Genomic DNA, 14749 nt, shown 5'->3' on the forward strand with positions numbered 1-14749 from the left:
ATGAAACCACTTCAATCTATTCTAACGGTCCTGTTTATTGCATTATTTTCAAATACGGTTTCCGCACAATTTGGAAATGGCGGATTCAATAATGGTTATGGAAATAATAATGGTGGGAATCGCCGCATGAATAGTTCGATGGATCAAAATAGAACACAGGAAAAACCGAAAGAGATTCCTGTTGAAGTTACGGTTGCAAAAATAATCGAGCGAATAAAACCCGAACTCCTTCTTGATGAACTTCAAGTAGTGGCGCTTTCTAATGTTTTAAACGAAAGTATTAGAACGCAAGGCATGCTCATGAAAGCGGAGACTAGCCAAGAACTTAAAATAGAAAACTTGAAAGTTCTTTCGGAGGTTACCGATAGAAAAATAATGGAATTACTGAATAAGGATCAGAAAGAAAAATTTATCGCCCTTAATGAAGCAGCAAAAAATCCAAAAAAATCCAAAAAAAAATCTAAGTAACTGCTTGAAGTCTTTGTTAAATAAACGTACATGAGAAAAATTTTTTATTATCTGATTTTTGCCGGCATTATTACTTCCTGCTCTTCCAATCCTTACAAAAAAACGGAGAAAGTATATGATGAAAAACTTAAATCATTAAAAGAAACTATTTCAAATAAAGATCCGCATCCATTGCCGGTTATACCTCATGTTGTACTAAACATTGACACTTTATACACAAAACAATTACAGACTTATAAGGATACTATTTTTAAAATGGGTCCAACCCCATTAGAAAACGGAATCAATACAGAATGGATAGGAACCGTAAATTTTAATTTAAGAAAACCTAACTTCATTATTATTCATCACACCGCACAAGATTCTCTGCAACAGACAATAAATACATTTACAAAAATAGCGACGCAAGTTAGCTCTCACTATTTAATTTCCGATGATGGGAAAGTCATTCAAATGCTAAATGACTATTTAAGAGCATGGCATGCAGGAAATGGTTCTTGGGGCAAAAACACCGATATTAATTCTACATCAATAGGCATAGAACTGGACAATAATGGATCTGAAGTTTTTTCTGAATTACAGATTAATAGTTTGCTGGCTCTTTTAACTAAGTTAAAAAAAGACTACAATATTCCGTCCCAAAATATTATAGGTCACGCTGATATTGCACCCACACGAAAAAAAGACCCAAGTGCTCTATTTCCTTGGAAAATATTAGCCGAAAAAGGGTTTGGAGTTTGGCCTGATGCTTTTTTAGAGACAGCTCCCGCTGATTTCAATATAGAACAAGGTTTACGAATCATAGGTTACGATACTAAGAATTTATCTGCTGCAATTATCGCATTCAAACTACATTTTATTCAAACCGAAGTAAATGATCTTTTAGATGAAAAAACGATAAACACTATTTATTCTATTTATAAAAAGCAATAAATAAGTACGAGATTAAATATTAAAAACTTCTTCTAGGCTTTTGATAAGACTATTTTTAGTTGTAATAGTATCATTCAATGACGCAAAAAATTATAGTGTTCGCACTAAATAATGTACTGTAAATTACCTATTTTTTACATTAGCGTTTAGAGAATTAATCGACAAAATAACTAAACTATTTCTAACTAGATGGTCTTCTATTTAGTAAGATTGATTAAATGTACGCAAGATTAAATCGACAAAAATCAGTAAAATTTTATCACAGATTCAAAAATGAGATCATGATTTAAAAAATTATTACGCTGTGGTTAAAACGCTGTTTTTAAGCTACAACTAGAATATGAGAGATCGCATAGTTTAATAATTTAATGCAGAACAACAGCTGTTTTATCAACTACTTTTTCAATACAATGATACAAAACCCCTCTTAATGGAAGGTTACAAAATAATGAATCGCTTAAAAAAGTTCGTTTTTCATTGTTGTAATTTTACTTATACTACCCTGTAAAAAAAACTGCCAAAATACTTAAAAGTATTCTGGCAGCAAAAAAAAATAGTATTGGAATTAGAATGAATAGGTAGTTGCGAGTAAAGCATACGCAGTAACTCCTTTTGGCGCTGCATCACTATTTGAAAAGATATCCTCTGAGGCCATATCTACGCGAAACTCTGGTATAATAGTTAGATTCCCTACTTTATAATTCAAGGACAATGTATTACCCACAACGCTAGTTCCAGCAAGCAAACCTAGTCCTGCTGTAGCCTCTTTAGCATCTAAGTATTCCAATCTGTAAGCTAAACTTAAGGATTCTTTAAAAGTTACATTAGCATATCCTACTAAAGAAAACCATTCGCCATCTAATGCAGTATTAAAATCATTATTAGTCATTGCATACGTCCCATTAAATCCAAGTGAAAAAACATCGCTTACTTTTTTTGTTCCCACAAAATCAAATTGGGTTTTATTTTCATCTGACGATGGATTACTACTCCCTGAAGTTACGTTAAAGTAAGCACTACCGCTATCTCCCAAAAATGCCACTTGCCCGATAAATGTTTTCTGAGAAGAACCCGCTTCAATTGTTGTTTTGAAATCAGTTGGGTTCGAAACACCAGCCATCAAGCTAAACTTTCCTGATGTATATTGTGCTTTTACGCCAGTATTGAAGAAAGGACCATACGTAAATGCATAAGACATACTATAATTCTTATTATCGACTGCATCCACTAACTCATATCCAATATGAGTCCCAAAGCTTCCTGCGGTTACTTTAAATTTATCTGAAAATTCATAAGTAAAATTCAATTGTTTAATCATAAAAGTTTCTGCCCCGTCATTATAAGTAAATTGAGCCGCTCTGTTTCCAAAACCCAAATCTACAAAAACAGATGCTTTACCCATTTTGTGAGAAGCCTCTATAGAAGCCATTCCCAATTCAAAGGAGTTATGAGAATTCGTGAAACTCGTTAAACTATTATCTATGCCAGAAAAATCATATTTGTAATACGCGTCCGCTGATCCCGCAAAAGTGGTTGTAGGAGCAGGAGTTTCTTCCTGTGCAAATGTTAATGTAGTTGTTAGTAAAATTACTAAAGTAGTTAGTTGGTTTTTCATTTTTGGTTGTTTTGATTCGTAATAAGTTGTATAATTAATCGTTTTGCTTCAAATTTTGTAGGTTTCAGGCATTTTTTAAAGCCTTTATACCGTAAAATTCTCTTTTTATTAAAGCGAATTTATTAACTTTTATTCCACTTAGATTATTATTCCCAACTTATTTATCGAGATTTAAGAAGAATTATCAATAACGAAAAATGAATAAAATAAAATGTTTATTCTCTATTTTTAAGGAACTATTTTAAAAATACAATAATATTATTTTTACACCTACCCCCTATTTATTTATACATTTTAAAATATTATAGTTTTTAAATCTGAATATTTATAAAATTACAATACTTATATTTATACATACCCCTTAAAAAAACCCCATGTCCATAAAATATTAAATTATTAATTAAAAACAAAATAGACAACAACTTACTTAATTCTATCCAGTTAAAACTAAATCTTTACACTATTTTGACAAAGCTCAAACCATCTAACTAGAGCACCGAAACAAATAGCGCTTTACTTATTTTATGAAAATTTTAATTGTATTTGGATTCCTTTTTATTATTTTTAGAAGATGAATCAAACACTAATCAAAGCTTGTTTATTTTTAGCATTTGTCACATTCTCTTGTGTATGGATAAGTGATGGATTTGCTATACTAGATGGAGATAAAAAATTTGATTTTTACGAACAGTCGGAAAAGCAATCAGAGGAAAACAATCTAGAAATCAAAACAAAAACACTTTTCTTGAACACCATCGAAAGTATTCGTTCTTTAGAATTTTCTATTTTTGAAAAAACCAGCATACATTCTACTGATTTGTTCAGCATGAAGGAATTTGCCTTGCAAAAGACAACTCCGCCACCAAAACAAGGATAAAGACTCTCCAATATCCATAAAAAATGAAATAGAGGTAACCAAAGCTTTAAGAAATATCAATATAAAAAATATACAACAAATGAGAACTATATTCACAATACTCGCACTCTCCTTTACAGTGTCATTTATGGCACAAACCCATGAGATCACAAAACATAACGGAGAAACAATGAAGGTAAACTTCATTAAAATTGAAAATAATTTAGTCTACTATACCAATGTAGAAAGTACCGAAGAAAAGAAAATTAGCCAATTTTCAATTTCCAAATTGCACGAAAAATCAAAAAAAGAAGCTAAAACCGTATCGGAAAAAATAGCTTTATCTGGAAAGGCCGATTATAACAAAGTCATCGTTTTAAATCCCTCCCAAACTGAAGGCTTGAGAGAATCCGGAACCATAAGTAGCTTCTTAGGAAAAACTAAAGGAGAAACTAATCTATCTTTTAAGGATGGAGCGGCAAAAAGATTAAAAGAAAATGCGGCCGATAAAGGATTCCCATTTATTGTGATCCTTTCCACCAAGTCTAAAGATTTAAAAGCAGTTATGTATACGTATTAAGAAAGAGGGGGGCCACTTTGCAAAAAAACATCCAAAGCTCTTTTTTATCTGAACAAAAAAACGAGAATAGATTGTGTAAAACAATTTCTATTCTCGTTTTTTTATTAAACCACACCTTTCCTTTTAAAAAAGAAATTATTCTATAACTAGTGATTTCATATTCATAAATTCTTTAATCCCTACTGCTCCTAACTCCCTACCATAGCCCGATTTTTTTATTCCCCCAAAAGGAACTCTCGAATCAGATCGTACTAAAGAATTCACAAAGACATTTCCTGCTTCTATCTTTCTTGCTAGTCTATAGGCATGTTCACGGTCCTCTGTCCATATTGCAGCAGCTAATCCGTATCTATGATTATTGGCAATTGCAATGGCATCATTTTCATCTTTGGCTCTACTAACCGTTGCCAGTGGGCCAAAAGTTTCTTCCTGAAATGCAATTGAATTAACGGTAACAAAATCAATTAAAGTGGGTTGGAAGTTACAGCTTTCCCGCTCTCCTCCAACTATTAATTTTGCTCCTTGTTGTAATGATTTTTCCAATTGATCTGCTAAAGTTTCTGCTAAATCTAATCGAGCCAAAGGTCCCATCTCAATTCCTTCTTGAACTGGATTCCCCTGTTTTAAAGCTTTTATATTTTGAGCAAAAAGTGATACAAATTCATCAGCTACTTTTTCTGTAACTATAAAACGTTTAGCGCAAATACAAGCCTGCCCCGCATTTAACATTCGGGATTGTGCCGCAACATGGGCGGCTTTCTCTAGATCAGCATCATTTAATACGATAAATGCATCCGAACCTCCCAACTCCATTACTGTCTTTTTGATGTGTTTTCCCGCCAGCGAGGCTACTGATGAACCTGCACCTTCGCTACCGGTCAAAGTAATTCCATGGACAATATTAGAGGCTATAACACTTTCGACCTGCGGTATTTCAATGCTTATTTGTTGAAAAACTCCTTCAGGAAAACCGGCTTCTAAAAAAGCACTTTCAATCGCCTTAGCACACCCAATTACATTGGAAGAATGTTTTAAAAGGGTAACGTTTCCTGCCATAATTGCTGGTGCCGCATAACGCAATACTTGCCAAAAAGGATAATTCCACGGCATTATTGCAAAAACAGCTCCCATGGGATCATAAACAGACAGACTCTTGAATGGTGTGCTATAGTATTCGTCTTGTAGCATTTCCTCCGCATGGTCGGCGTAATAATCACAATTACTTGCTGATTTTTCTACTTCAGCTCTACTTTCAATTATAATTTTGCCCATCTCGTTCGTAATAAGCAATCCTAATTTTTCTTTATTTTCTCTTAAAACAGCTGCAAGTCTTTGCATTTTATCTGCTCTTTCTTGAAAAGAAGTAGTCTTCCAATCTTTAAAAGCGCTTTCGGACAATTTAAGCTTGTGATTGAGTTGCGTATTTGTTAATACTTCATGTTCAGCAATTACTTCTTGTGAAAATGGATTTATGGATTTAAAGATCATGTTCGTTGTATTTAAAATTTGTTATAAAGGTAGCTAGTAAGCAGCTGAAAATGGTTTCAAATTCACGCTAAAGTTACTCAATTGCTTTTGCTATATCTGATTAGTAACAAATCCGTTTAGCTATTATAATTCTATAATTTAGATGAAAGTGCCTAAATAAAACTTTAGCTGATGAACAAATTTTGGCTGTAAAAAATCAGCTTTCTTGAATTCATCAACGCAAATGTGTTAAATTTAGGAGTTACTTTCCATAAAAATCGAATCCAACAATTCAAATATTTTTTCTTTATCCAATGGTTTTGTAATATAGTCCATAAAACCATATTGCATGATTCTTTCTCTGTCGTCAAAGGATGAATAAGCGGTTTGAGCAATAACAGGAAGTTCCGGCTTGAATGCTTTTATCAGTGCAAATGCTTCAAACCCATTTAAAACTGGCATTTTTATATCCATAAAAACCAAACTAATAGTTGGATTTTCAGCACAAATATTTACAGCTTCCTGGCCATTAAATGCACGTAAAACGGTATGGTTCTTTGATTCAATAATTTTCTTTAATAGCAAGAAATTGATATTATCATCTTCCGCAATTAAAATAGTTTCACTCTCCTGATTTCCAGAAAAATAAATCTTCTTCGTCGGCAGACTTTCTAGTATAGTTTCATCATACTTTAACGGTATTGTAAATGTAAAAACAGATCCAATTCCTATAGTAGATTTTACGCTAATTTCGCCTCCCAACATTTCTACATACGCCTTAGTGATAGACAAACCTAATCCTAATCCTTTCATTTCATTGGTAGCATTAGCTTCAATTCTTCTGAATCTATCAAAAATAACTTTCGAATAATCCTCGCTAATTCCTAAACCAGAATCTTGAATGGTAAAGGCTATAACTTCTTTTTTATTATTTATTTCATAGCCAAAAGACACGAAACCTTTATCTGTAAATTTTACTGCGTTTGTTATTAAATTTACAATAATCTGTTTCAGTTTTGTTTCGTCTGTTAAGATGTTCTTTTGAATTTTATCGGCGCTATCGACAATAAAAAACTCAATTTCTTTTTCTTTTGGAATGGTTATTTTTATAGACTTATACAAATCGGCCATACATTTTTCTAAATCTAAACCTTTATAATTTGGCGTGATTTGCTTTGCATCAATTCTGGACATTTCAATTAAATCCTCAATAATAAAAACTAAACTATTTCCGCTATTCCTGATGATTTTTATATATTCGGATTTCTCATTTTCCGTCAGGTTAGCATCCGTCAATAAATCACTAAAACCCATAATCGCATTCATAGGAGTTCTGATTTCATGCGATAAATTAGCTAAGAATGATGATTTTAACGTATCACTTTCTTCAGCTTTTTGCTTGGCAATCTCTAATTGCTTCCTTTGGTTATTATTTTCTTCGAAAAGATTTCCAATGTAACCAAACTCTCCTTTGGATTTTCTCAAACTATTTATCGAATCAATGTCGCCTGTTTCCAAGATATTCTTGATTAACTTTAAAGGATTGTAAACCCATTTTTTAGTATAATAAATAAAAATAAGCATGTTAACTATTGAGGCCACCACAACTATAAAAAGAATTTCTTTTGTTTTGCTGTAATTTAAATTAAAGGGTCTTTTAAATAGTAATTTGCTTATCCGTTCATTTTTCCAATCTTTTAAATCTAAAGCTACAACAACAAAATCCTCCTTGGGTTTCACCATATAATCAGAAGCGGTCAAATTAACTTCGGAACTACTTATATTTCCTAATGAAGAGGAAAAAGTTTTATCTAAAAGTCTGGCCATAAAAAAATAGCCTGAAGGTTTTGTTTTACGCTTTTTTGGATCTCTTGAAGGATGAATTGTTGCAGCAAAAACCTCAACGATACCTTCAGGAATTTTTACATAAAACCTTTTAAGTTTAGACTCATAAAGTACGGTCATCATCTCTTTAGGAATAAAATCAAAACTTTTAATCTTGTTCGATGTTGTTTTATTTATTATTTTTTTGTCTAAATCGTAAATCCCGATATAATCCATTTCATAGGATTCAAATTCACTTACTATGAAATCGTTGTACCAATTTTTATCTTTTGTTTTCGTAAAATTGACTAATTCATCCCAAAATGTAACATCAATAATTGTGGCTGTAGACGTTTTAGAGTTGAGCCTAAACAACGATTTTACCTCACTATCATACTGATTATAGGTAGTGTTATAAAAACGTTCTTCTTCCTGAAGCGTATAAAGATATAATGAAGTATATAGTAAAAAAAAGAAAACAGTTGTTGAAGCAATCAACAAAAGTAATTTGAAATACGTATTTAAGTTAAATAATCGTTTCATAAAATTAGACAAGCAAAAAAATATAAATGATAAATCTCAAGTTTTTTTTGTAGGATATATCACTTTTTTTTAATCGCCGCAAGGTAGGCTTTTTTTTATAAAAAAACACAACCATTTAAACTAATGCAGTTTATCATAATTTTGATCAAATAATTAATTTAAACCATGCCTTAAACCAACTTGTGTTTAATTTATAAATTTATCTCCTAAATTCCATGTTGGTTTTTATCAAATTATTTTTTTGAAATTTTGTATCTACTGTACCGGCATCACAAATTCCAATCACTTTACAATCTAAAATTGGTAGTCAATAGATTAAAAAACAAACCCATTCTTGATTTTTTTTTATAAAAAACCCCAAATAGCACTTAACTTTTGGGGTAGTTCAAAAATTTATTCTCTTTAATTCTATCTCATAATTACAAAGGAATGTTACCGTGTTTTCTATTTGGAGTTACAATAACTTTATTTTCGAGCATGCTAAACGCTTTTATCAGTTTGCGTCTGGTGTCTTCTGGCAAGATTACTTCATCAACAAATCCACGTTGCGCTGCGGTATACGGATTTGCAAACAACTCACCATATTCTGCTTCTTTTTCCAATAATTTTGCTTCATGATCTTCGGCATCGCTGATTTCTTTTTTGAAGATAATTTCAGAGGCACCTTTGGCTCCCATCACGGCAATTTCAGCAGTGGGCCAAGCAAAATTCATATCGGCACCAATGTGTTTTGAGTTCATTACATCATACGCACCACCATAAGCTTTCCGCGTAATCACTGTTACTCTTGGCACAGTTGCTTCGCTGAGGGCATACAACAATTTTGCACCGTGAACAATAATCCCGTTCCATTCTTGATCAGTTCCTGGTAAAAATCCCGGTACATCCACCAAAACCAATAACGGAATATTAAAACAATCACAAAAACGGGTAAATCGAGCTGCTTTTTTCGAACTGTTTACATCGAGACAACCAGCTAAAATCATTGGTTGGTTGGCTATAATTCCAATGCTTTTTCCTCCCAATCGAGCAAAACCCACCAAAATATTTTCAGCATAATTTTTATGAATTTCATAAAAGGAATCCTCGTCAATAATTCCACCAATCACCTCATGCATATCATATGGTTTGTTGGGATTATCTGGAATAATAGTCGCTAATTGTGCCCGAACCTCATCATTTAATTCATAAGCTAAATTATGTGCTTTTTCTTTATTGCTTTGCGGCAAATAACTCAACAAGCGTTTCAAATCCTCCAGACACTCCACATCATTGGTAGAAGTAATATGTGCCACACCCGATTTAGTGGAATGCGAGCTGGCTCCACCCAATTCCTCTGAGGTCACCGTTTCGTTAGTCACCGTTTTAACTACATTCGGACCTGTTACGAACATGTAACTGGTGTCTTCAACCATCATCGTAAAATCAGTCATTGCAGGAGAATAAACAGCTCCACCAGCGCAGGGTCCCATAATAGCAGAGATTTGTGGAATTACACCTGAAGCTTGTACGTTTCTGTAAAAAATATCGGCATAACCACCCAAAGAACGTACCCCTTCCTGAATTCGAGCTCCTCCAGAATCATTCAGTCCAATCATGGGTGCGCCCATTTTTACGGCCATATCCATGACTTTACAGATTTTCTCAGCATGAGTTTCAGATAAGGAACCACCAAAAACCGTAAAATCCTGAGCAAAAATATAAACCAATCGTCCGTTGATGGTTCCGTATCCTGTAATGACACCATCCCCATAATACAGTTCTTTTTCCATTCCAAAATCAGACGTTCGGTGCGTCACCAACATGCCAATTTCTTCGAAAGAACCTTCGTCCATCAAGTAATTGACACGTTCTCTCGCCGTTAGTTTTTTATTCGAATGTTGTTTTGCTATTCTATTTTTTCCACCACCCAAATGCGCTTCGGCGATTTTATCATTTAGTATATTGATTTTGTCTTTCATATTTATTTTTTTAACCGCCAATTCGCTAATTTTTATTTGAAAACCATTTAGAAATTTAGTTTCATTTAGAAAAGCTGAGCTTAATTTTTCTTGATTTCTTAATGGCTAGAACAATAATTTTAATGTAATAAGCGTACTATTTTTTGATCTTCAAAATACTGTTTCATAGCCACAAGAGCTGCAATTTCGGCTTCTTTAGCCATTTGGTTTTTCAGTAGCTCCGCATTGTAATATTTTTTCACAAAATGAGTGTCGAAATTTCCAGAACGAAAGGCTTCATGTTCAAAAACAAACTTCCCAAAAGGCAAAGTAGTTTGTACTCCCTCCACATGATATCCATCGATCGCTTTAATCATCAACTGAATCGCTTCTTCACGAGTTGCTCCGTAAGTAATTAACTTGGCCAACATGGGATCATAATAAATTGGAATATCCATTCCTTGTTCAAAACCATTATCGACGCGTATATTTTCGCCAACAGGCAATTCATACACATCCAAGTGCCCTACACTTGGTAAAAAATCATTCGTAGGATCTTCTGCATAGACTCTCAATTCTACTGCATGCCCTTTAATTTTTAAATCTTCTTGCTTCATCGATAAAACTTCTCCTCTCGCTACTCTGATTTGCAATTCTACTAAATCAGTACCTGTAATCCATTCTGTAACAGGGTGTTCTACTTGCAAACGAGTATTCATTTCAAGGAAATAGAAATTATTATTTTCGTCCAATAAAAACTCTACTGTTCCCGCACCTAAATAATCACATGATTTAGCCACTAAAACAGCCGCTTCTCCCATTTGCTTGCGCAATTCAGGCGAGAGAACGGATGAAGGTGCTTCTTCAATTACTTTTTGGTGACGACGCTGGATGCTGCATTCCCTTTCGAATAAATACAATATATTTCCGTGACTGTCGGCCATCACTTGAATTTCGATATGCCGTGGTGAGGCTACATATTTTTCGATAAAAACAGAACCATCCCCAAATGCTGCTATTGCTTCACTAATAGCACGATCCATTTGAGATTCAAAATCACTTTCGCTTTCGACTACTCGCATTCCTTTTCCACCGCCTCCGGCCGAAGCTTTTATCAGAATGGGAAAACCAATTGCGTTGGCTGCTACTTTTGCTTTTTCGATATCAGTAATTGCTTCGTCTACACCAGGAACCATTGGAATATTATAGTCTTTAACAGCCTCTTTAGCTGCTAATTTACTCCCCATAACTCTAATGGCTTTGGATTTTGGACCAATGAATACGATGTTGTTTTTTTCACACTCTTCAGCAAAATCTGCATTTTCACTCAAAAATCCATAACCAGGATGAATTGCATCAACATTTAGGGCTTTGGCTACCTCAATGATTTTGTGTCCTAACAAATAGGATTGACTTGAAGGTGCTTCACCAATCCAAACCGCTTCATCAGCAAATTTTACGTGAGGTGCATTTCGATCTACAGTTGAATAAACGGCAACTGTTTTAATGCCCATTTTTTGTGCGGTTTTCATTACCCTAATGGCAATTTCCCCTCTATTGGCAACTAATATTTTTTTCATATTTAATAAGACTAAAAGAATAAAGACCGTTTCACTACTAGAACAAAGAGCCGAAAATTCTTATTTATTTATCTATTTTCTACACTCTATTATCTTTTTTCTCTATTCGAATTCAATTAACAACTGACCTTTATCAACAGCATCTCCCATAGCAACTGCAATGGATTTGATAACACCATCTCGAGGCGAAAGAAAGCTATTTTCCATTTTCATTGCCCCCAAAATAATCAGGTTATCATTCTCTTTTACAGTTTGCCCTACCACAACACTGATTTCTAGAATTAATCCAGGCATAGGTGCTTTGATAAAATTGACTTGTTTGGTAAGTCCTGTTTCGAATCCCATATCCTTTATCATACTATCCAGAGGATTTGAGATGACAACGGTGTAGGTGTTGTTATTTACCTTAACAGTGTAGTTTTTTTGAAGAAAATCAGAAGCGATAATTTCCGCTTGATAAGGAGTGTTTCCGTGTAAAATATGAAATTTATTCGTTTCCACACTTACTGCATCCAGTTGTGAAACACTTTCCTTTTCCAAATCAAAATGAAAAGTGTCGTTTACATTAACTTTATAACCAATACTCATTTGTCTCTATTTTAGAATCGTAAAAATAAGTAAAAGAAAACGTTTTCGTAAACCTAAAATTAAGTTTTATGCTAAATAGATATAGTTACGTAGAAAAAATCATAACACTAATAGTCCAAATTCTCGAAGCGTTTTAATTGGTTTAGAGAACCAGAATAATTCAAAGTCTTCCAACTGTGATTCAAAATCAGACTTAACTTCTTGGTAACTAATCGTTTTAGCATTGAAAACAGAAATCTTCAAGAGCATTTCAACTAACCATTCTCCTTCATTTTTATTGGTTTGAATGGTAAAACTTTCTTTTTTATCATGAAAAGTGAATGTCATCATTTCCCAAGAATTCCCTTTTTTAGATTTCGTAAAATGTTCTACAAAAGTTTTTCCTCCTAACCAAACGATTTTGGCTGTAGGTTTGATGTTGAAATCATCCTCTTCTTGTAAAGCATCATAAATAAAATCAGGCGAGATTTTAGTCTTTGGAATTTTAAATTCAAACCAATCCTGCAATTCATAATCAAAACAGATTCCGTGCATGAAGTTGAACAACGATTTCTTCAGTCCAAAACTGAATTTATCGTGATCAATTCCTGTTTTATCCACATAATTAATGTCGTTATTGGCAAAAGTCCCAATAATATCTGTTTCCTTTACGACACCAAATTTTTCAGGATATAGGCCTACAGGACTGTGTGCTGTCATGGCAAATTGATGCCAAAAACCAGATTGCAATACGCCAACTTCAAACAATTGACGCACCATTTCCAGACTGTCCACCGTTTCCTGAATGGTTTGCGTAGGATATCCGTACATCAAATACGCATGAACCATTACACCTGCTTCAGTGAAATTCCGAGTCACTTTTGCGACTTGCTCAACAGTTACACCTTTGTCTATTAGTTTTAATAATCGATCCGAAGCGACTTCGAGACCACCAGAAACGGCAATACAACCGGAAGCTTTTAAAAGCAAACACAAATCTTTGGTAAAACTTTTTTCAAATCGAATGTTGGTCCACCACGTGACTGCTAATTTCCTACGAAGGATTTCGAGAGCCAAAGCACGCATTAAAGCCGGAGGTGCAGCCTCATCAACAAAATGAAATCCGTTCTCGCCCGTTTGAGCAATCATTTCCTCCATTCTGTCGCACAATAAATTGGCTGCAACGGGTTCATAGATTTTGATATAATCCAGAGAAATGTCGCAAAACGTACATTTCCCCCAATAACAACCGTGTGCCATGGTGAGTTTATTCCAGCGACCATCACTCCACATCCGGTGCATTGGATTCACAATTTCGATAACCGAAATGTATTTATCCAAAAGCAAATCTGAATAATCAGGCGTGCCCACTTGAGATTGTTTGTAATCTGGTTTTGTTGAATTGTTTTTGTAAACCACTTTTCCATCTTCCAACAGAAAGGTTCGTTTCAAAGGCATCTCGTCCCTCGACTCCGCTCGGGATGACGCGCTTGAAGTGACAGCATTTATTAATTCTTCAATTGGTGTTTCTCCATCATCCAAAGTAATAAAATCAAAAAATTCAAAAACACGCACATCTGAAAGCGAACGCAGTTCTGTATTTGGGAAACCACCACCCATTGAAATTTTAATATTTGGATAATGCTTTTTGACCCATTGAGCAGAGCGAAAAGCAGCATATAGATTTCCCGGAAATGGAACAGAAATCAAAAATAATGTAGGTTGAATATTCTCTATTTTTTCTTTTAGAATCGAAAGAAGAATCTCATCAATATAAGTTGGTTCTTGCTGTAAAGCTTCGTACAATTCGTCAAAAGAATTAGCGCTTCGACCCAAACGTTCTGCATAGCGGCTGAATCCAAAATTGGAATCGACACATTCTACAATAAAATCCGAGATATCTTCAAGGTACAAAGTCGCTAAATGTTTTGCTTTATCCTGAGTTCCCATCGTTCCAAAAGCCCAATCCAATTCTTCCAATTGTGCAAATCGAGACGCTTCTGGCAAGAAATCTTCTTGACAAATTTGGAGTGCTAATGTTGGATTTTTTCCTTGTAAAAATGCAATTACGGGATTGATGGTTTTTAGATACTCATCTTGTAAAGCGTAAATACGTTTTGAGTTATCTGAGATAGTTTCGCTTGGAACTTGAAACCTAAAACTTGAAACCTGAAACAAATTTAAAAGTCCTTCTTTCGAAAACAATTTCAAAATCACTTCAATCCCTAAATCAGCCTGCACAGATTCAATTCCTTTTGTATTCAAAAAGCCTTTGATATAAGCGGTTGCCGGATACGGTGTGTTCAGTTGGGTAAAAGGCGGCGTGATGAGGAAAAGTTTGGTTTTCAAGTGGAATTATTTTGTGCAAAAATAAAA

Annotated in this window: 11 protein-coding genes; 4 read left to right on the forward strand and 7 right to left on the reverse strand. The window is 34.0% G+C overall.

The window, feature by feature from the left end:
• Both E0F91_RS00750 and E0F91_RS00755 read left to right on the forward strand, forming a co-directional pair.
• The gene (locus E0F91_RS00750) at positions 1–468 is read left to right on the forward strand and encodes a hypothetical protein (RefSeq protein ID WP_132064472.1); all 468 of its coding nucleotides are present in this window, start codon (positions 1–3) and stop codon (positions 466–468) included.
• A gap of 30 nt (positions 469–498) precedes the next feature.
• On the forward strand, positions 499–1401 hold the full coding sequence (locus tag E0F91_RS00755; protein WP_132064473.1) for an N-acetylmuramoyl-L-alanine amidase: 903 nt from the start codon (positions 499–501) through the stop codon (positions 1399–1401).
• A gap of 565 nt (positions 1402–1966) precedes the next feature.
• Here E0F91_RS00755 and E0F91_RS00760 read toward each other — a convergent pair.
• The gene (locus tag E0F91_RS00760) at positions 1967–3016 is read right to left on the reverse strand and encodes an outer membrane beta-barrel protein (RefSeq protein ID WP_132064474.1); all 1050 of its coding nucleotides are present in this window, start codon (positions 3014–3016) and stop codon (positions 1967–1969) included.
• A 571-nt stretch (positions 3017–3587) separates the two neighbouring features.
• On the opposite strand from E0F91_RS00760, the gene E0F91_RS00765 reads away from it, so the two are divergent.
• Together E0F91_RS00765 and E0F91_RS00770 are read left to right on the forward strand one after the other, a co-directional pair.
• Positions 3588–3893: a hypothetical protein gene (locus tag E0F91_RS00765; RefSeq protein WP_132064475.1), complete on the forward strand. Its 306-nt coding sequence runs from the start codon at positions 3588–3590 to the stop codon at positions 3891–3893.
• Between the two features lie 79 nt (positions 3894–3972).
• Positions 3973–4452, forward strand: a complete 480-nt coding sequence (locus E0F91_RS00770) for a hypothetical protein (RefSeq protein ID WP_132064476.1) — start codon at positions 3973–3975, stop codon at positions 4450–4452.
• Positions 4453–4587: 135 nt separating this feature from the next.
• Here the strand turns inward: E0F91_RS00770 and E0F91_RS00775 are convergent, their stop codons facing one another.
• From E0F91_RS00775 to E0F91_RS00800, 6 genes are all read right to left on the reverse strand, one after another.
• Positions 4588–5940 (reverse strand): NAD-dependent succinate-semialdehyde dehydrogenase, encoded by a 1353-nt coding sequence (locus E0F91_RS00775; RefSeq protein ID WP_132064477.1) that lies wholly within the window; start codon positions 5938–5940, stop codon positions 4588–4590.
• Between the two features lie 234 nt (positions 5941–6174).
• Entirely contained in the window at positions 6175–8286 is a 2112-nt protein-coding gene (locus tag E0F91_RS00780) for a response regulator (protein WP_132064478.1), read from the reverse strand.
• 419 nt (positions 8287–8705) lie between these two features.
• Positions 8706–10247, reverse strand: a complete 1542-nt coding sequence (locus tag E0F91_RS00785) for an acyl-CoA carboxylase subunit beta (protein ID WP_132064479.1) — start codon at positions 10245–10247, stop codon at positions 8706–8708.
• A gap of 119 nt (positions 10248–10366) precedes the next feature.
• Entirely contained in the window at positions 10367–11806 is a 1440-nt protein-coding gene (gene accC, locus E0F91_RS00790) for an acetyl-CoA carboxylase biotin carboxylase subunit (protein WP_132064480.1), read from the reverse strand.
• Between the two features lie 102 nt (positions 11807–11908).
• A complete protein-coding gene (locus E0F91_RS00795; protein ID WP_132064481.1) occupies positions 11909–12394 on the reverse strand; it encodes an acyl-CoA carboxylase biotin carboxyl carrier protein subunit in 486 nt (161 codons plus the stop codon).
• Between the two features lie 99 nt (positions 12395–12493).
• Complete coding sequence (locus tag E0F91_RS00800; protein ID WP_132064482.1) at positions 12494–14722, reverse strand: B12-binding domain-containing radical SAM protein; 2229 nt, start codon at positions 14720–14722, stop codon at positions 12494–12496.
• Positions 14723–14749: the final 27 nt, after the last annotated feature.

It is taken from the genome of Flavobacterium sandaracinum (assembly GCF_004349135.1).
Lineage (GTDB): Bacteria > Bacteroidota > Bacteroidia > Flavobacteriales > Flavobacteriaceae > Flavobacterium > Flavobacterium sandaracinum.